18 protein-coding genes are annotated in these 18,663 nt (G+C 67.5%); 7 read left to right on the top strand and 11 right to left on the bottom strand.

Going from position 1 to position 18,663, the window contains the following annotated elements; genetic code table 11:
• Together atpD and SNE34_RS10630 are read left to right on the top strand one after the other, a co-directional pair.
• Entirely contained in the window at positions 1–1,410 is a 1,410-nt protein-coding gene (gene atpD, locus SNE34_RS10635; protein ID WP_332617019.1) for a F0F1 ATP synthase subunit beta, read from the top strand.
• Between the two features lie 70 nt (positions 1,411–1,480).
• Positions 1,481–1,906 (top strand): F0F1 ATP synthase subunit epsilon, encoded by a 426-nt coding sequence (locus SNE34_RS10630; RefSeq protein WP_332617017.1) that lies wholly within the window; start codon positions 1,481–1,483, stop codon positions 1,904–1,906.
• A 59-nt stretch (positions 1,907–1,965) separates the two neighbouring features.
• Here SNE34_RS10630 and SNE34_RS10625 read toward each other — a convergent pair whose 3' ends face one another.
• Positions 1,966–2,349: a GtrA family protein gene (locus tag SNE34_RS10625; protein ID WP_332617015.1), complete on the bottom strand. Its 384-nt coding sequence runs from the start codon at positions 2,347–2,349 to the stop codon at positions 1,966–1,968.
• A gap of 136 nt (positions 2,350–2,485) precedes the next feature.
• Between SNE34_RS10625 and glmU the strand changes: the two genes are divergently transcribed.
• On the top strand, positions 2,486–3,850 hold the full coding sequence (gene glmU, locus SNE34_RS10620) for a bifunctional UDP-N-acetylglucosamine diphosphorylase/glucosamine-1-phosphate N-acetyltransferase GlmU (protein ID WP_332617014.1): 1,365 nt from the start codon (positions 2,486–2,488) through the stop codon (positions 3,848–3,850).
• 2 nt (positions 3,851–3,852) lie between these two features.
• Here the strand turns inward: glmU and SNE34_RS10615 are convergent, their stop codons facing one another.
• The 7 genes from SNE34_RS10615 to SNE34_RS10585 all read right to left on the bottom strand — a co-directional run bounded on the left by SNE34_RS10615 (position 3,853) and on the right by SNE34_RS10585 (position 11,341).
• A complete protein-coding gene (locus SNE34_RS10615) occupies positions 3,853–5,118 on the bottom strand; it encodes a sensor histidine kinase (protein WP_425604518.1) in 1,266 nt (421 codons plus the stop codon).
• Positions 5,119–5,192: 74 nt separating this feature from the next.
• Positions 5,193–6,530, bottom strand: a complete 1,338-nt coding sequence (locus SNE34_RS10610; RefSeq protein ID WP_332617011.1) for a sigma-54-dependent transcriptional regulator — start codon at positions 6,528–6,530, stop codon at positions 5,193–5,195.
• A gap of 25 nt (positions 6,531–6,555) precedes the next feature.
• Positions 6,556–7,776 carry an ABC transporter permease gene (locus SNE34_RS10605; protein WP_332617008.1) on the bottom strand — a complete coding sequence of 407 codons (1,221 nt, stop codon included), beginning with the start codon at positions 7,774–7,776 and terminating at the stop codon, positions 6,556–6,558.
• A 9-nt stretch (positions 7,777–7,785) separates the two neighbouring features.
• Positions 7,786–9,096, bottom strand: coding sequence for an ABC transporter permease (locus SNE34_RS10600; RefSeq protein WP_332617005.1), 1,311 nt, complete (start codon positions 9,094–9,096; stop codon positions 7,786–7,788).
• A 9-nt stretch (positions 9,097–9,105) separates the two neighbouring features.
• A complete protein-coding gene (locus tag SNE34_RS10595; RefSeq protein WP_332617002.1) occupies positions 9,106–9,816 on the bottom strand; it encodes an ABC transporter ATP-binding protein in 711 nt (236 codons plus the stop codon).
• Between the two features lie 29 nt (positions 9,817–9,845).
• On the bottom strand, positions 9,846–10,058 hold the full coding sequence (locus SNE34_RS10590) for a hypothetical protein (RefSeq protein WP_332617000.1): 213 nt from the start codon (positions 10,056–10,058) through the stop codon (positions 9,846–9,848).
• 2 nt (positions 10,059–10,060) lie between these two features.
• Positions 10,061–11,341, bottom strand: coding sequence for an efflux RND transporter periplasmic adaptor subunit (locus SNE34_RS10585; RefSeq protein WP_332616998.1), 1,281 nt, complete (start codon positions 11,339–11,341; stop codon positions 10,061–10,063).
• A gap of 185 nt (positions 11,342–11,526) precedes the next feature.
• On the opposite strand from SNE34_RS10585, the gene glmS reads away from it, so the two are divergent.
• The gene (glmS, locus tag SNE34_RS10580) at positions 11,527–13,356 is read left to right on the top strand and encodes a glutamine--fructose-6-phosphate transaminase (isomerizing) (RefSeq protein ID WP_332616996.1); all 1,830 of its coding nucleotides are present in this window, start codon (positions 11,527–11,529) and stop codon (positions 13,354–13,356) included.
• 223 nt (positions 13,357–13,579) lie between these two features.
• Here glmS and SNE34_RS10575 read toward each other — a convergent pair whose 3' ends face one another.
• On the bottom strand, positions 13,580–14,470 hold the full coding sequence (locus SNE34_RS10575) for a LysR substrate-binding domain-containing protein (protein ID WP_332616994.1): 891 nt from the start codon (positions 14,468–14,470) through the stop codon (positions 13,580–13,582).
• 100 nt (positions 14,471–14,570) lie between these two features.
• On the opposite strand from SNE34_RS10575, the gene SNE34_RS10570 reads away from it, so the two are divergent.
• Complete coding sequence (locus SNE34_RS10570; RefSeq protein ID WP_332616992.1) at positions 14,571–15,275, top strand: FMN-dependent NADH-azoreductase; 705 nt, start codon at positions 14,571–14,573, stop codon at positions 15,273–15,275.
• Positions 15,276–15,342: 67 nt separating this feature from the next.
• Here SNE34_RS10570 and SNE34_RS10565 read toward each other — a convergent pair whose 3' ends face one another.
• Positions 15,343–16,257 (bottom strand): alpha/beta fold hydrolase, encoded by a 915-nt coding sequence (locus tag SNE34_RS10565; RefSeq protein ID WP_425604509.1) that lies wholly within the window; start codon positions 16,255–16,257, stop codon positions 15,343–15,345.
• Between the two features lie 256 nt (positions 16,258–16,513).
• Here SNE34_RS10565 and SNE34_RS10560 point away from each other — a divergent pair, with 256 nt between their 5' ends.
• Positions 16,514–17,077: a TetR/AcrR family transcriptional regulator gene (locus SNE34_RS10560; protein WP_332616991.1), complete on the top strand. Its 564-nt coding sequence runs from the start codon at positions 16,514–16,516 to the stop codon at positions 17,075–17,077.
• 120 nt (positions 17,078–17,197) lie between these two features.
• On the opposite strand, the gene SNE34_RS10555 is transcribed toward SNE34_RS10560, so the two are convergent.
• Positions 17,198–18,037, bottom strand: coding sequence for a LysR family transcriptional regulator (locus tag SNE34_RS10555; protein ID WP_332616990.1), 840 nt, complete (start codon positions 18,035–18,037; stop codon positions 17,198–17,200).
• Between the two features lie 56 nt (positions 18,038–18,093).
• Between SNE34_RS10555 and SNE34_RS10550 the strand changes: the two genes are divergently transcribed.
• A complete protein-coding gene (locus SNE34_RS10550) occupies positions 18,094–18,630 on the top strand; it encodes a lipocalin-like domain-containing protein (protein ID WP_332616989.1) in 537 nt (178 codons plus the stop codon).
• The last annotated feature ends 33 nt before the right edge of the window (positions 18,631–18,663 follow it).

Genomic DNA, 18,663 nt, shown 5'->3' with positions numbered 1-18,663 from the left:
ATGAGCCAGGGCAAGATCGTTCAGATCATCGGTGCCGTCGTCGACGTCGAGTTCCCGCGCGAGTCGGTGCCGCGCGTGTATGACGCGCTGAAGGTCGACAACACCGAAATCACGCTGGAAGTGCAGCAGCAGCTGGGTGACGGCGTGGTGCGTGCGATCGCGCTGGGCTCCACCGACGGACTGAAGCGCAACCTGATCGCGACCAACACCGGCAAGGGCATCTCGGTGCCGGTCGGCCTGGGCACGCTGGGCCGGATCATGGACGTGCTGGGCCGCCCGATCGACGAGGCCGGTCCGGTCGAGGCCACCGCCGACTGGGAAATCCATCGCGACGCGCCGACCTATGAAGAGCAGGCCGCGACCAACGACCTGCTGGAAACCGGCATCAAGGTCATCGACCTGATGTGCCCGTTCGCCAAGGGCGGCAAGGTCGGCCTGTTCGGCGGCGCCGGCGTCGGCAAGACCGTCAACATGATGGAGCTGATCAACAACATCGCCAAGGCGCACGAAGGCCTGTCGGTGTTCGCCGGCGTCGGTGAGCGTACCCGCGAGGGCAACGACTTCTACCACGAGATGAAGGACTCCAACGTCCTCGACAAGGTGGCGATGGTCTACGGCCAGATGAACGAGCCGCCGGGCAACCGCCTGCGCGTCGCGCTGACCGGCCTGACCATGGCCGAGTACTTCCGCGACGAGAAGGACGAGTCCGGCAAGGGTCGCGACGTGCTGTTCTTCGTCGACAACATCTACCGCTACACCCTGGCCGGCACCGAGGTCTCGGCGCTGCTCGGCCGCATGCCGTCGGCGGTGGGCTACCAGCCGACCCTGGCCGAGGAAATGGGCGTGCTGCAGGAGCGCATCACCTCGACCAAGACCGGCTCGATCACCTCGATCCAGGCCGTGTACGTGCCCGCGGACGACCTGACCGATCCGTCGCCGGCGACCACCTTCGCCCACCTCGACGCCACCGTCGTGCTGTCGCGAAACATCGCCTCGCTGGGCATCTACCCGGCGGTCGATCCGCTGGATTCGACCTCGCGCCAGCTCGACCCGAACGTGATCGGCAACGAGCACTACGACGTCGCCCGCAAGGTCCAGTCGACCCTGCAGAAGTACAAGGAACTGAAGGACATCATCGCGATCCTCGGCATGGACGAGCTGTCGGAAGAGGACAAGCAGGCGGTGTCGCGCGCGCGCAAGATCGAGCGCTTCTTCAGCCAGCCGTTCCACGTCGCCGAGGTGTTCACCGGCTCGCCGGGCAAGTACGTGCCGCTGAAGGACACCATCCGCGGCTTCAAGGGGATTGTCGAGGGCGAGTACGACCACCTGCCGGAGCAGGCGTTCTACATGGTCGGCTCGATCGAGGAAGCGGTCGAGAAGGGCAAGAAGATCACCGGCGAAGCCGCCTGATCACCCGCCGGGCCGCGCACCGAGCGCGACCCGGCAGCGGTCTTCCCCTCCGAGCAAAGCGAGATACCAGATGGCATCCACCTTCCGTTGCGACATCGTCAGTGCCGAGGAAGAGATCTTCCACGGTGAGGCCGTACTGCTGGTCGCCACCGGCGAAATCGGTGAGCTCGGCATCGCGCCCAAGCACGCGCCGCTGATCACCCGGCTCAAGCCGGGCAAGGTCGTGGTCACCCTGCCCAACGGCGAGCAGATGGACTTCGCCGTGTCCGGCGGCATCCTCGAGGTGCAGCCGCAGGTCGTGACCGTGCTGGCCGACACCGCGATCCGCGCCCAGGACATCGACGAAGCCGCCGTGCGCGCCGCCAAGGAAGAGGCCGAGCGCGTGCTCGCGCGTCGCGGCGAGCCGATGGAGATCGCCGAGGCGCAGCAGAAGCTGGCCGAGGTCATGGCGCAGTTGCAGGCGCTGGAGCGGCTGCGCAAGAACATGAAGCACTGACGGGACCACCCGTTACAAAACGCCGGCCATGAGCCGGCGTTTTCGTTTTCGATCTTGCTTCAGCGGCGATACACCCAGTGCCGCGACAGCAGGAAGCCGAGTCCGCCAAGCACGATCTCGACGCCGGGCTTGGCCAGCCAGGTCCACTTGAGGCCGACCGCGTCGTCGATCGCGCCGATCGACCAGGTGCTGATCGCGGTGGTCAGCAACCACATCAACAGGAAGCGGAAGAACTGGCGGCGACCGACCTCGGTGTGCTCGCCGGCGAAGGTGATCCGGCCATTGAGCCAGAAACCCAGCAGCGCCCCGCAGATCCGGCCCGCGACGTTGGCTGCTTCGACCGGCATGCCCCAATGGCTCAGCGCGACCATCACCGCCCAGTCCAGCAGCCATTGCACGCCACCGATCAACAGGTAATGCCGACCTTGCCGGGTCAGGCTCATGCCGCGCCCCGCACCGGACGAGTCGTCGCTGCGAGGGGATAGGGGAAGTTCGGTCGCGGATTCGGCACCGCGGCATCCTAGCAGGCGCCCGCCGGCTAGAATTGCCGCCACACGAGTTTCCGTACCTGGAGTCCGCATGGCCGCCCCCCTGCACGTCGTCATCCTCGCCGCCGGCGAAGGCAAACGCATGAAGTCGGCCGTGCCGAAGGTGCTGCAGAAGATCGCCGGCGAACCGATGCTGAGCCACGTCGTCGCCACCGCGCGGTCGCTGCAGCCCGCCGGGATCCACGTGGTCTACGGCCATGGTGGCGAGCAGGTGCGCGACGCATTCGCCGAGCAGTCCGACCTGCACTGGTCGGAACAGGTCGAGCGACTCGGCACCGGCCACGCCGTGCAACAGGCGATGCCGGCGGTGCCGGCCGACGCGCGGGTGCTGGTGCTGTACGGCGACGTGCCGCTGATCACCGCCGAGACCCTGCGGCGCCTGCTCGATGCCCGTGGCCGGGTCGCGGTGCTGGTCGCCGACCTCGCCGACCCGAGCGGTTACGGCCGGGTCGTGCGCGACGCCGAGGGCAACGTCGCCCGCATCGTCGAACAGAAGGATGCCAGCGACGAGCAGCGCGAGATCCGGACGGTCAACACCGGCATCCTGGTCGCCGACGGCGAGCCGCTGCGGCGCTGGCTGGCGCACCTGGACAACGATAATGCCCAGCGCGAGTACTACCTGACCGACGTCTTCGCCGCCGCCGCCGCCGAATTCAGTGCCGCCGAGATGGTCCACGTGCACGATCCACTGGAAGTCGAGGGCGCCAACGATCCGTGGCAGCTGGCGCAGCTCGAGCGCGCGTTCCAGCGCCGCGCGGCGAAGGCGTTGTGCGTCGACGGCGCACGGCTGGTGGATCCGGCGCGGATCGACGTGCGCGGCACGGTGACGGTCGGCCGCGATGTCGAGATCGACGTCGACGTGATCCTGGAAGGCACGGTCGAACTGGCCGACGACGTCCGCATCGGCCCGTTCTGCCGCCTGCGCAATGTTCGTCTCGGGCCCGGCACCGAGGTGCGCGCGCATTGCGACCTCGACGGCGTGGTGGTCGAGGGCGCGGCGATGATCGGCCCGTTCGCGCGCTTGCGGCCCGGCACGGTACTGGCCGACGGTGCCCACATCGGCAACTTCGTCGAGACCAAGAACGCCCGCATGGGCGTATCGAGCAAGGCCAACCACCTGAGCTACCTCGGCGACGCGGTGGTCGGCAGCGGCGTCAACATCGGCGCCGGCACGATCACCTGCAACTACGACGGCGTCAACAAGTCGCGCACCACGATCGAGGACGGCGCCTTCATCGGTTCCAACAGCTCGCTGGTGGCGCCGGTGACGATCGGCGAGGGCGCGACGATCGCGGCCGGCTCGGTGGTCACCCGCGAGGCGCCGGCCGGCAAGCTCACGGTCGCGCGTTCGCGGCAGTCGGTGATCGAAGGCTGGCAGCGGCCGAAGAAGAAGTAACGTCAGTCCGGCAACACCAGCGACACGCACAGGCCGCCATCCTCGCGGTTGAGCAGGGCGATGCGGCCGCCGTGGGCCTCGGCGATCTCGCGCGCCAGCGCCAGCCCGAGGCCGGTGCCGTGGCGCTTGGTCGAGTAGAACGGCAGCAGCGCGTTGGCCAGCACCGCCTCGTTCATGCCGCTGCCGCGGTCGAGCACATCGATGCGCCATGCCTGCGGCACCCGCCGCAGCGCCAGCGCCACGTCGGTGGGCGCCGAACCGGACTCGTGCGCGTTCTTGAGCAGGTTGAGCAGGCCCTGCTCGAGCTGGGCGACATCGAAACGGCCGACGCCGTCATTCGCGCCGTCGAAGGTGAACTCGACCTGGCTGTGCAACTGCTCGATGAAGCGCGACCACGGGACGCGCTCCAGTCGCGGCGCCGGCAGCTTGGCGAAACGGGCGTAGTCGCGGATGAAACCTTCCAGGTGCCGCGCGCGATCCTCGATCGTCGCCAGCGCCGCCGGCAATCGCTCGTGCTGGCCGCGGCGCAGCAGCTCGGCACCGGAGTGGGCCAGCGACGCGATCGGCGCCAGCGAATTGTTGAGTTCGTGGCTGATCACCCGGATCACCTTCTTCCAGGTCTGCACCTCCTGCCGGCGCAGCTCGGCGGTCAACACCCGCAGCAGGATCAGCTCGTGGCGACGACCGTTGAGGCGGAACTGGCGTCGGGCGAGGTGGTAGATGTCCTCGCTGCTGTTGTCGATATCGGTGTCGTCGCCGATGGTGAACATGCCGTCGCCGCCGCGCTCGAGTGCTTCGCGCAATGCATCCGGCGCGAGTGCGACCAGGGCGTCGAACGATTGCCCCTCGAGCTTGCGACCCTCGCCGAGCAGCTTGCGCGCGGCGAGGTTGGCATGGACGACGCGGTGCGACGGGTCGACCAGGATCATCGCCACCGGCGTGTTCTGGACCATGGTGTCGAGCAGCAGCTCGCGCTGGACCAGCGCCAGCCGTTGTTCGCGCAGCGCGTCACCGAGGCGGTTGTGGGCGGCGACCAGTTCGCCCAGCTCGCCGCTGGCGGTCGCCGACAGGCTGAAGCCGTAGTCGCCATCGCGGTAGCTGGCGACGGTGCCGGCCAGCGCACGGAACAGCGAGTGCATCGGCGCGAACATCCTGCGCACGTGGTAGGCCAGCAGCGGCAGCAGCAGTGCGAGCGCGATCACGGCGGCCAGCCAGCGACTTTCGGTCCAGCGCGACAGCAGCATGGCCAGGCCCGCGGCGGCGGCCATGTAGACGAACGCGAGGACACTGAATACGACACTCAGCGGCACGCGTGGAAGCCGGCGTGGCGACCCGTTCGCCATCATTGCGCCCGCTCGATCCCCAACCGTTCCATGCGCCGGTACAGCGCCTGCCGCGACAGGCCGAGTTCGCTCGCGGCCTGGGCGACCACGCCGGCGTTGCGTTGCAACGCGGCCTCGATGCCGGCGCGGTCGGGTTCCTCGGTCGGCGCGGGCGCGGCGGCGGAAACCGGCAAGCCCAGGTCGGCGGCGCCGATCCGGTCGCCGCGCGCGAGCAGCGCGGCGCGTTGCAGGGTATTGCGCAACTCGCGCACGTTGCCCGGCCAGGCATGGGCGAGCAGGGCGCGCTCGGCGCCCGCGTCCAGCGACTTGCCGCGCGGCAGGAAATGCCGCGCCAGCGGCAGGATGTCGTCTGGGCGCTGCGACAACGGCGGCAGCTTCAGTTCGATCGCATTGAGCCGGTAATACAGGTCCTCGCGGAAGTGGGCGTCGGCCATCAACTTCGCCAGGTCGGCGTTGGTCGCGCTGACGATGCGCACCTTGACGCTGCGTTCGCGGTTGCCGCCGAGGCGCTCGAAGCGGCCGGTTTCCAGCACCCGCAGCAGCTTGACCTGGCCGGCTGCCGGCAAGGTGCCGATCTCGTCGAGGAACAGGGTGCCGCCGTCGGCCGCCTCGAACTTGCCCTCGCGCGCGCGGTTGGCGCCGGTGTAGGCGCCGGCTTCGGCGCCGAACAGTTCGGCCTCGATCAGCTCGCTCGGCAGCGCGCCGCAGTTGAGTGCGACGAACGGGCCGTCGCGCACCGCCGAGTTGGCGTGCACGATCTCGGCGAACTTTTCCTTGCCGGTGCCGTTTGGGCCGGTGATCAGCACCGGTAGGTCCGAGCGCGCGACTTGGCAGGCCAGGGTCAGCACGCTCTCGCTGGCCGGGTCGGCGTAGACCAGCCCGCGCAGGTCGTAGCCGCGTTCGAGCGCGTCGCGGCGGCGGCGCTCGCCCTGGCGGTGGCGCTGCAGTTCGCGCCGCGCCTCCGACAGTTCCAGCAGGTTGTTGACCGTGGCCATCAACTTGCGGTCGTCCCACGGCTTGGCGAGGTAATCGGCGGCACCGGCCTTGACCAGGTCGACCGCCGATTCCAGGTGGGTCCATGCGGTCAGCAGGATCACCGGCAGGTCGGGATGGCGCGCGCGGATCTCGCCGAACAGCGCCATGCCTTCCTCGCCGGAGGTGGTGTCGGCATGGAAGTTCATGTCCTGCACCACCAGGTCGATGCCGCCGTCGTCCAGAGCGGCCAGGCCGTCTGCCGGACTGGTGACCGCGCGGCTGTCGATGTCGTGCAGCGAGAACAGCACCTCCAGCGCGATGGCGACGGAGGGGTTGTCATCGATGATCAGGACGGTCGGCATCGGGCAAGCCTACTGGAGGTCGCGGTCACACGCTGCGGGTCGCCACCGCCGGCGGCACCGCGGCCGCGCGCCGGGCCGGGCCGAACACCGCGACCTGTCCCAGCAGCCACAGCGCGACCGCGCCGACCGGCAGGTAGATCGCCGGCAGCCGCGCCAGCTCGTAACGCTCCATCAATGCCAGGTTGATGCCGTAGGCCAGCGCCATGCCGATCACGATGCCGAGCGTCGCCAGCAGGAAGTTCTCGGTCTGGAAGTAGCGCAGCACCTGGCCGCGGGTCGCCCCGAGCGCGCGGCGCACGCCGATCTGCTTGGTCCGCTGGGCCACCCAGAAGCTGGCCAGGCCGACGATGCCGAGCGCGGTGACGACCAGCAAGCCGATGATCACCGCCACCAGCAGCCAGGCCATCGCCTTGTCCTGCCGGTAGTACTCGTCGCGTACCTCGATGAAGGTGTCGTCGTCGAGCAGGACGCGGCTCGGGTTGACCTGGTTGAGCGTCGACACGGCCGCCTTCAGCACTTCGACGCGCCGGTCCGGCTCGGTACGCAGCACGTAGTTTCCGAACGGCACCCGCACCGGCAGCATGATCGACAGTTGCACTTCGGAAGGACCGCCGTTCTCGTTCGGCCGGATCAGGTGCTCCACCACGCCGACCACCTTGATCGCGTTCTCGCCCCAGCTGTAGATCGACTTGCCGACCGCGCTCTCGCCCGGAAACAGGCGTTCGGCGGCGGTGCGGCTGATGATGGCCGAGGGGATCTCGACCTCGGAACCGGGTGCATCGAGCGCCTCCCAGTCGACGTACTCGTCGGTGTTGAAGTCGCGGCCGGCGACCAGTCGCAGGCCGAAGGTTTCCAGCAACTGCTCGCCACCGAGGTACACCGAGGCATTCATGGTCGGGTTCTGCTGCTCCGGCTCGAGGTTGACCGAGCTGTTCCAGGAGGAATTGCCGTACGGGATCTGGTTGGTCAATGTCGCCGCCTTGACCCCGGGAATCGCGCGCAAGGCGGCAAGGTCTTCGCGCGCGAGCGCCTCGGCGTTGTCGTTGCGGCCGATCCCGGCCATGTTGACGCGCACCAGTTCCGTTTCGGCCAGGCCGCTCGGCCGGTCGATGCGTTCGAGCCGGGTGGTGATCAGGAACACCGCGTTGCAGATGATCGCGCAGCTCAGGGCGATCTCCAGCACGATCAGTGCCGAGGCGGTCTTGTGCCGGCGCAGGGTCGAGAGGATGGGACGGATATCAGCCATGACGGGGCCTCACTGGCTCTTGAGCTGGATGGCGGGGGTCACCTGGCAGGCGCGCCAGGCCGGCAACAGACCCGCCAACAGGCTGGCGACGATCGCCAGGACGAAGGTGGCGAACAGCATCGGCAGGTCGAGGTGGGCCAGTTCGGCGTAGCTGGCGGGCTGCTGGCGCACGGCCCACAGCCCGAGCAGCGCCAGCCCCAGGCCGAGGATGCCGCCGGCGAGTCCGACGGTACCTGCCTCGACCAGGCACTGGGCGAAGATCGCCCCGCGCGACGCGCCGAGCGCGCGACGCACGCCGATCTCGGTCGAGCGACGCAGGAACTTCGCCAGCAGGAGGCCGACCGTGTTGACCAGGCACACCAGCAGGAAGCCCAGTGCCAGCCAGGCCTGCAGGCGCACGTCGCCGGGAATGACCTCGTTGTAGTCGAGCCAGCCCATCAGGTTGTGCAGGCGCACGTTGGTCGGGCGCTCGAAGCGGCCTGCGGCGCGCTGCTGGTCAGAGTAGTTGCGCAGGTACTGCTCGTACGATTCGGCCTGCTCCGGCGACTCCAGCTGCACCCAGTACTGGATCCATGTGCAGGGCGCATTGACGCCACGCTCGCCGCCCTCGACGTCGTTGCTGTCGTCCCAGCAATTCATGTTGCCGCTGGTGCCCATCTCGAGGTCGCGCGAGGTCGAGAACGGCAGGAACACCTGCTCGACTTCGCCGAAGCGGGTGTTGGTCAGGTCGTAGAAGCGCATCGTCGGCTCCCATTCCTTCAGCACGCCCAGCACCTGGAACGTGGTCTGGTCGAGCCGGATGGTCTTGCCGACGCTGTCGCCGCCGACGAAGAGCTTGTCGTTGAGCTCCTTGGAGATCACCGCGACGCGCGCACGCGCGGTGTCTTCCTCGGTGGTCCAGCCCTTGCCGTAGGCGAACGGCAGGTCGAACATCGGGAAGAAGTCGGCCGAGGTGTAGCGAGCGTCGGCGTAGAACGGATCCAGCCCGGCGCGCTGCGGCTCGACCGCGACCGCGCCGCCGGACATCATCGCCTGGTACTCGCCGCGCGCATCGCGCAGCAGCGCCTCGGCGTCGAAGCGGGTCATCTGGCCCTCCGGATCCTCGCCGGCGACATAGCCGTTCATGTTCCTCGGGTCCATCTGCGGATAGAAGATCACGTCGCTTTTGTTCGGCAACGGATCGCCCGACAGCACGTGGTACACGGTCAGCGTGGTCATCGCCGCACCGATGCCGAGCGCGATCGCCAGCACCATCAGCGCGGTCAGGACCTTGTTGCGCTTGAAGCTGCGCAGGGCGAGGTCGAAGTAGTAGGTGAACATGGGCATTCCTCAGGCGGACGTTCCGACCGGCGCGCGGCGCAGGCTCGGCTCGGCGGTCAGATCGGTCGCCATGCCGTCGACAATGTGGACGTTGCGCTGGGCGCGCGCGGCCAGTTCCGGGTCGTGGGTGACCATCACGATGGTGGTGCCCTCGGCGTTGATCTCCTCGAGCATCTCCAGCACGCCGCGGGCCATCTGCGAGTCGAGGTTGCCGGTCGGCTCGTCGGCCAGCAGCAGGCGCGGGCTGCCGGCCAGGGCGCGAGCGATCGCGGCGCGTTGCTGCTGGCCACCCGACAACTCGGCCGGGAAGTGCTTCATCCGCGAACCCAGTCCGACCCGAGCGAGCGCGTCCTCGATGCGCTGCTTGCGTTCGGCCGCCGACATCCCGCGGTAGCGCAGCGGCACGTCGACGTTGTCGAACAGGTTGAGGTCGGGGATCAGGTTGAAGCTCTGGAAGATGAAGCCGATCTTCTGGTTGCGCAGCTTCGAGCGGGCGTCGTCCGACAGCCCGCGCACGTCCTCGCCGTCGAGCTTGTACTCGCCACCGGTGAACGATTCCAGCAGTCCGGCGATGTTGAGGAAGGTGGTCTTGCCCGAGCCCGACGGACCGGTGACGGCGACGAACTCGCCCTCGCACACGTGCAGGTCGAGCGAACGCAGCGCGTGGGTTTCGACGACTTCGGTGCGATAGACCTTGGTGACGCCTTGCATGTACAGCATGGTGGGCTCCGGGGTGTGGATGGCGGGGATCAGGAGTGCACGCGGAACCGCGGGGTCGGTTCCGTCGGCAGGTAGCTGGTCGGCCACGGACGACGCGGCGGCTGGTTGGCGCATGGACCGACGGCCGCGCCGGCGGGGCTGGCGTCGAACGCGAAGAACTCGAACAGGCGCCGCGGCACGGCGTTGACCAGGTCCTGTGCGCTCCAGTGGAACTGGTCGGGGAGGTTCGAAAAGGTGTTCATGCTTACTCTCCAGTGATTCGGACTTCGGGGGCATCGCCGAACTGGTCGCTGCCGGAGACCACCACGCGGTCGCCGGGTTGCAGGCCTTCGAGGATCTCGACGGCATTGAGGCTGCTGACGCCGGTGCGGATCGGAGTCAGCACGGCGGTGCCGTCCTCGACCACGTAGGCACGGGTGCCGCTGCCTTGTTCGAGGAACGGGCCGCGTTCGACCATCAGCACGTCCTCGCGGGTATCGAGCAGGATCCGCGCGCGCATGCGCTGGTTCTGGCGCAGGCCGGGCGGTTGCTCGCCGGTGAAGCGCAGGCGGCCGGTGACCTCGCCGTCGACCACTTCCGGCGAGACCGCCGAGACCTCGGCGGGGTACTCGCCGCGGCCGCCCGACAGCTGCGCCGGCATGCCGATCGCAAGGTCGCGGGCGAAGCTCTCGGGCACCTTGATCTCGACTTCGAATTGGGTGAGATCAACGACACCCAGCACCGGCGCGTTGGCGGCGACGTTGGCGCGCTGGTCGACCAGCACCTGGCCGACCTGGCCGTCGAACGGCGCACGCAGGGTCAATGCGTCGACCTGGCGTTGCAATTCGTTGACGACCGCACGCTGGCGATCGGCGAGCAACTGCTTGTTGCGGCTGTCGAGCCCGGCGCCCTTGCCCTGCAAGGTGAACTCGCGACGGGCATGGTCGAGGCCGAGTTCGGCCTTCTTCAATGCGTCCTGCGCCCGGGCGACATCGATCTGCGCGACCGCGCCGCCTTCGAACGCACGCTTGTTGCGCTCCAGGTCGCGCTCGGCCGCCTGGCGGTCGATCTCGGCCTGGTCCAGCGACTGCCGCGCGGCCGAGCGGGCGATCTGAGCATCCAGATTGGCGCGACCGGCCTCGGCCTCGAGGCTGGCCAGCGTCGCCTGCTCCTGCGCCAGCTCGCTGCGCAATTCGGGACTGTCGATCACCGCCAACGCCTGGCCCTTCTTGACCACGTCGCCGGCGACCACGTCGAGGGTGACGGTGCCACCAGCGATCGCGTAAAGGGTCGGGCTGTTGGCGGCGATGACGCGGCCGTCGGCCGAGATGTCGCGAACCAGGTCGCCGCGGGTGACTTCGGCGATGCGCACGCGCGAGCCGTCGAACGAGCGGCTGCCGGCGCTCCAGCCGGTGATCAGCCAGCCGACCAGCAGCAACAGGCCAAGCCCGGCGGCGGCGCCGATCATCCACTGCCTGCGCTTACGGGCGAGCGGGGAGGCTTGGGTGAGTACCTGGTCCTGGCCGGAGGTGTCGCGGATGCTCATGCTGGGTTCCTGTGGGTCCTGAGTCTGTTTAAGCAGGTCCCGTGCCAACACCCAAGCCATTGATTTTCAAAAGTCTGGCCGTGGTCCACGGCGTCCGCCGGGCCGGACGCGGACAGCCGGTCCGTCCGCCGGACACGCGCGCGGCCGGCTAAACTGTGCGGATATTCGAAGGAGTGCGCGCCCCTATGTGCGGAATCGTCGGTGCAATCGCGGATCGTGACGTGGTCCCGGTCCTGATCGAGGGACTCAAGCGGCTTGAATACCGCGGCTACGATTCGGCCGGCATCGCCGTGCTCGACGGTACCGACGTGCGCCGGGTGCGCCGCACCGGCCGGGTGTCGGAGATGGAGGGCGCGGCGCAGGCCGAGGGTTTCCACGCGCAAGTCGGCATCGGCCACACGCGCTGGGCGACGCATGGCGGCGTCACCGAAGCCAACGCGCATCCGCACGTCAGCCATGGCGTGGCACTGGTGCACAACGGCATCATCGAGAACCACGACGCGCAGCGCGACAAGCTGCGTGCGATGGGCTACGAGTTCGAGTCGCAGACCGACACCGAGGTCATCGCCCACCTGATCCACTCCTTCCTCGCCCAAGGCCTGGACCTGCTGGCCGCGGTGCAACGCGCGGTCAGCGAACTGCACGGCGCCTACGCGCTGGCCGTGGTCAGCCGTCAGGAGCCCGGCCGGATGATCGCGGCGCGCATGGGCTGCCCGTTGCTGGTCGGCCTCGGCGAGGGCGAGAACTTCGTCGCCAGCGACGTCTCGGCGATCATCCAGGCGACCCGCAAGGTGATCTTCCTGGAAGAGGGCGACACCGCCGAGATCACCCGCGAGTCGGTGCGGGTGTTCGACGAGGCCGGCGCGCCGATCGAGCGCGAGGTGCACCTGTCGGACGTGTCACTGGCGTCGCTGGAACTCGGCCCGTACAGCCACTTCATGCAGAAGGAGATCCACGAGCAGCCACGCGCGATCGCCGACACCATCGAGGCGGTGATCGACAACGCCGGTTTCGCCCCGGAACTGTTCGGCGCCAACGCGGCCGACGCGCTGCGCGACATCGAGGGCGTGCAGATCCTCGCCTGCGGCACCAGTTACTACGCCGGCCTGACCGCGCGCTACTGGATCGAAGCGATCGCCGGGCTGCCGTGCTCGGTCGAGATCGCCAGCGAGTATCGCTATCGCACCGCCGTCGCCAATCCGAAACACTTGGTCGTCACCATCTCGCAGTCGGGCGAAACCCTCGACACGATGGAGGCGCTGAAGTACGCCAAGTCGCTCGGCCACGACAGGACCCTGTCGATCTGCAACGTGCCCGAGAGCGCGATCCCGCGCGCCAGCAAGCTGGTCTACTACACCCGCGCCGGCGCCGAGATCGGCGTCGCCTCGACCAAGGCCTTCACCACCCAGCTGGTCGCGCTGTTCACCCTGACTGCGACGCTGGCCAAGCTGCACGGCCGGCTCGACGACGCGCTGGAAACCGAATACCTCGACGCCCTGCGCCACCTGCCCGGCAGCGTGCAATACGCGCTCAACCTGGAGCCGCAGATCAGCGCCTGGGCGGAGAAGTTCGCGCCGAAGGACCACGCATTGTTCCTCGGTCGCGGCGTGCACTATCCGATTGCCTTGGAAGGTGCATTGAAGCTCAAGGAAATCTCCTACATCCACGCCGAGGCCTATCCGGCCGGCGAGCTCAAGCACGGTCCGCTGGCGCTGGTCGACGCCGCCATGCCGGTGGTGGTGATCGCGCCCAACGACCGCCTGCTGGAGAAGGTCAAGTCGAACATGCAGGAAGTCCGCGCGCGTGGCGGCGAACTGTTCGTGTTCACCGACGAGGACAGCGAGTTCGGCGCCTCCGAAGGCGTGCACGTGATCCGCGCCCCACGCCATGTCGGCGTACTGAGCCCGATCATGCACACCATCCCGGTGCAGTTGCTGGCCTATCACGTGGCATTGGCCCGCGGCACCGATGTCGACAAGCCGCGAAATCTGGCGAAGTCGGTGACGGTGGAGTAAAGCGACGAGCTCTTCAACCAGCCACTGGAGATACTGATATGAAGCACATCTTGGCCGTGCTGCTTGTCCTGCCTATCGCAGGCTGCGTAGTCGTCCCCGTTGGCAGGACTGGAAAGGCCGGCGGTGAAACTGCCCTGGTTTGTCACAAGGGGAAGAAAACCATGGAACTTCCGCGCGAAGCTGTTCACGCGCACCTGAATCACGGAGATCACCTGGGGCCGTGCTAGCCGGTGGTTTCGGCCGCGCCTGCCAGCAGCCATTCGCGCACTGTCGCGACATCAGGGTTCGTGTCGTGCTGCTCGGCCCACACCAGGTGGAAGTCGTGCCCGTCCAGCGTTGGACCAAACGGCTGACACAACATGCCCGTGCGCAATTCGTCGGCCACCAGTGCCAGGTTGATCAGCGCGACTCCTTGCCCGGCGATCGCGGCCTGGATGGCGTGGACCTCGTCGGAAAAATGCAGTTGGCGCGGTACCGGCGCGACCCCGGCACGCTCGAACCAGAGCGGCCAGTCCGGCGTGGTCGCATCGCGGCGCAACCACTCGAATCCGATCAGCGGAACGCGTGACAGGTCTTCGACCGTGTCCACCGCCAGCGCGGGGGCGCATACCGGCGCAAACCGCGATGGCAGCAACGGTGTCGAGCCCAGTCCCGGATAGCGCCCAGAGCCATAGCGGATCGCCAGGTGCGCAGCGCCGCCCGCCAGGTCGACTGGTTGATCGCTGGTATGCAGGTGCAGCGCGATATCCGGTTGCGACCCCGCGAACCGGGCCAGGCGGGGCAGCAGCCAGCGCGAAGCGAACGCCATCGTGGTGCTCAGCACCAGTCCGCGTGGGCCCTGTCGTGGTCGCACCGCCTGGACTCCGCGCGCCATCGCATCCAGTCCGTCACGCAGCGGCGGGAACAGTCCCTGGCCGGCTGGCGTGAGGTCCACGCGCCGGGTCCCGCGCACGAATAGCTGCACGCCCAGGCACTCCTCCAGCAGGCGGACCTGGTGGCTGATGGCGGTGGGGGTCAGCGACAGCTCGGCTGCGGCGTGCTTGAAGCTCAGGTGTCGTGCAGCGGCTTCGAATGCGCGCAGGGCGGTCAGGGGTGGCAGGTCTCGTGCATCCATATAGATGAATTTTCTGCATCCGTCTGGTGTGGAATGATCGTTTTACAGACCGTCTATTCCAGCTGAGCCTGTGGGCGAACCCTTCCCATACAGGTGAACCATGCTCAGGCTACTCCATATCGACTCCAGCGCCCGCCACGGCCTTTCCGGCTCGCAGGCGCACGGCTCGCATACCCGCCGGCTGTCGGCGCGCTTCATCAGTCGCTGGAACCTGCAACGTCCGCAGGACCCGGTGGCGTATCGGGACGTGGCGCTTGAGCCGCCCCTGCCCGTGGATGGCCGATGGGTCCATGCGGCATTCACCCCGCCAACGCGACGGGAGCAGTGGATGCGCGAAGTCCTCGCGCAGAGCGATGCGCTGGTCGACGAATTGCTCGCCGCCGACTTGGTCGTGATCGGCGTGCCGATGTACAACTTCGGCATGCCGTCCACGCTCAAGGCCTGGATCGACAACATCGTGCGGGTCGGACGCACGTTCGGATTCGACCGCAGCCGGGCCGGCGAGCCGTACTGGCCGATGCTGGCGGGCATGGACAAGCGGTTGGTGCTGCTCAGCTCGCGCGGCGACTACGGTTACGAGCCCGGCGAGCGGCTGGCGGCGATCAACCACGTCGAAGCCGGCGTGATGGCGCCGCTGAACTACATCGGTATCGACGCCGTCGAACGCATTGCGATCGAGTACGACGAATTCAGCGACGAACGCCTGCATGCCTCGATTGCGGCCGCCGAGGCTCGGGTGGATGCGCTGGCCGAGCGCCTCATGCGGGATATGTGCGGGGCCGGACGGGTTCCAGGCACCGCCTAGCGTTTATGCGCCCGGCGGCGGCGCCGTCAGGGAGCGCTCCGGAAAACCGGAGCGCTCCTGCGGTGGGTCAATGCTTCGCAAGGAAGTCACGGATCAGCCCAGCAATCTGCGGTCCGTGGGTTTCGAGCGCGAAGTGGCCGGTGTCGAGGAAATGCACTTCGGCCCCGGGATTGTCGCGGCGGAACGGTTCCGCGCCGGCGGCAAGGAATATCTGGTCGTTCTTGCCCCAGATCACCAAGGTGGGCGGCTGGTGCTCGCGGAAGTACGCCTGCCACTCGGGATACATGGGCAGGTTGGTCCGGTAATCGTGGATCATCGCGAGCTGGATCTCGTTGTTGCCGGGTCGGTCGAGATAGGCCTGGTCCAGCATGTAGGCATCCGGGCTGACCAGCGTCGGGTCCTTTACCCCGTGCAGGTACTGCCAGCGAGTGGCTTCCAGCGTCAGTGCCGCCTGGCGGATACGTTCCCGGTTGTCGGCCGAGTTGTCCTTCCAGTAGGCCTTGATCGGATCCCAGAATTCACCGATGCCTTCGAGGTAGGCATTGCCGTTCTGCACCACCAGCGCGGTGATTCGCTCCGGGTGGCTGGCGGCGAGGCGGAATCCCACGGGCGCGCCGTAGTCCATCACGTACAAGGCGTAGCGCTGCAGGCCGAGCTTGCGGGTCAACTTGTCCATCAGGACGGCGTAATGGTCGAAGCTGTAGTCGAACTGGTCCGGGGATGGTGCCGCGCTCTGGCCAAAACCGGGGTAGTCCGGCGCGATGATCCGGTAGCGGTCGGCGAGGCGAGGGATCAGGTCGCGGTACATCTGGCTGGAGCTCGGGAAGCCGTGCAGTAGCAACAGGACCGGGGCGTCGCGCGGCCCCGCTTCCCGGTAGAAGATCTCCACGCCTTCGATGGTGGTCCGGCGGTGGTGGACCTGCGGTTCATCGGCGTGGTTGCCGGTCGTTGCCACCTGTGGGGTGGCGAAAGCCTGGGGCACGGAAAGGGTGGTTAGGGTGGCAAGAAGTAGCAGGGCGGTGATGCGTATGGGGCGCGATGCATGGCGTACTGGTCGGAGAGGCATGGGAAGCTCCTGTAGGTCGGGTTTCGTCCGGTCACTACCGAACGTTCGGTACAATAAGGCAGCGAGGGATGCCGGTCACCCGGTGGACTCGGGACGGTGCGTTCCGTTCCTGCATTGACTCGACTCGCGTAGCGGGGTGATATTGGACTGAACGTTCCAACCGACTGACGCCATGCCTGCCCCCCTCCTGCCGCGCGAAGCGGTCATCGACCGCCTGCTGGGCGCGTTCCGGCGCCACGGCTACGACGCCGCCTCGCTGGGCCAGTTGTCCAGCGCCACCGGGCTGGGGCGTTCCAGCCTCTATCACTACTTCCCGGGCGGGAAGGAGGAAATGGCCCGGGCCGTCCTCGACCGCGCGGACGCGTGGGCGCGTGACGCGATCCTTGCGCCGATGCAGGGCAGCGGACCGGTCGAGCGCCGGTTGAACCAGGTCATCGCGGCGCTGGACGAGTTCTACGCCGGAGGTGCGGAGGCCTGTCTGTTCGGGAACCTGGTTGTCGGCGAAGCGCGAACGCTGTTCCAGGACCGTCTCGGCAATTCGTTCCGTGAACTGGTTGACGGGTTCGCCCGGTTGGCGAAGGAAAAAGGCGTGCCTGCGCGTGAAGCGAAACGGCGCGCCGAAGACGCGGTGGTGCGCATCCAGGGCGCGTTGATCCTCGCCCGCGGCACGGATGATGTCGCTCCGTTCCGGCGCGTGCTCAAGACATTGCCGCAGCAGTTGCTGGCTGCCGATTGACCAATCCGCGGCGTAACAAGCCGGCACCGGATGGGCGCGCCATGCCGGAACGATCATTCGAAGCCACTGGCGGGTCGACTGCGCCGGCGCGTGACGCAACGTCACGAGCCCGTGTATGCCTCATCGGAATGCCAGCGTGAGCACACGAAGCGCTTCACGCGATCGACGATCATTGAGCGCGGTGTAGAGCATCACGTCCTGCGGGGGGATCGGCGGCAAGGACAGACTTTCGCCGATGTCGACCGTGCCGGATGGCGCGGCGCGTTGAGCCAGCACGGCCACGGCCAATCCCCCGGCCGCAGCGGCGCCGAGGATCGCGGCGCCCTTGCCAACGAAAACCTCGTTCCATTCGATGCCGGCCTTGTCGAGCGCACGAATCGCCACCGTCCTGATACGGCACGACACGCCTTGCGTTGCCAACGGCAGGGGATGGTTGGCATGGGGCTGCCAGCCGACGGCGGCGAACCAGGAAAAAGCTTCGGAAAAAGCGGCAAGACCCTGTTTACGGCGGTCCTCCGGGCGCAGCGCCAGCACCGCATCGAGCTCACCCTGCTCATAGGCCTGCATCAACTCGCGCGTGCCGGCCACGCGCATCTCGACCAGCAAGCCCGGGTCGTGGTCCCGCATCCGCCGCAACAACGACGGCAGTTCGCCGCCGACCAGCAAATGACTGATGCCGATCGCCAGCCGGCGCCGCTCGACCTCGAACGCGGCGCGCGCGCGGTCATGGGTGGAAACCAGTTCGCGTGCCATCCCGAGAAATGCCAGCCCTTCGGCAGACAGGCGCACATGGCGAGGCGTGCGCTCGAGCAGGCGCCGCCCCAGCTGGTCTTCCAGCCGGCGCAGCTTGAGGCTGACCGCGGACTGGGTGGTTCCCAGCACATCGGCGGCGCGGGTGAAGCTTTGCAGGTCGGCGGCCAACACGAAGGCCTTGACCGCATCGACGTCCATCGCCTTCATTCGGATAGATTCGAATTTGAAATGATAGATATCTATATAGATGCATATTAATGATCATGCAAGCGATCTACGCTGGGCTCCCATTCCCGTGGAACCTTGCGATGAAACTGACCAATGTGATGTTCGCGATGCTGGCCGGGCTGGCCACGCGCGATATGCCCGAACCGGCCCATGACTTCCCGCTGCACGGTACCTGGACCCTGGTGGCCGCGGACAAGATCCTGCCCGGTGGCGAACGGGCACGGGACTACGGCGAGCAGCCCAAGGGCAGGCTGATCGTCGACACCCAGGGCCGATACTCGTTGCAGATACTGAAATCCGAGCGTCCGCGTTTCGCCACCGACAGCAAGGCTGACGGCAGCGCCGATGAGTTCAAGTCCGCGGTGATGGGCAGCAGCACCCATTACGGCACGATCGCGATCGATGAAGCGGCGGGACAACTTGTCTTTTCGATCGAGGGCTCATCGTTCCCCAATTGGGAACGCACCGTGCAACGACGCCAGTATCAGCTGCAAGGCAATGAACTGAGTTACCAGGTGCCGCCGCGGGCGGACGGCAGCATCCCGATCTCGGTCTGGCGACAACTCGATTGAGTCGTCGCCAGACGTGAAGCGCCCGGGTTTCAG

The organism is Novilysobacter erysipheiresistens (assembly GCF_036663935.1).
GTDB lineage: Bacteria > Pseudomonadota > Gammaproteobacteria > Xanthomonadales > Xanthomonadaceae > Novilysobacter > Novilysobacter erysipheiresistens.
This window is presented reverse-complemented; position numbering and strand designations above follow the sequence as displayed.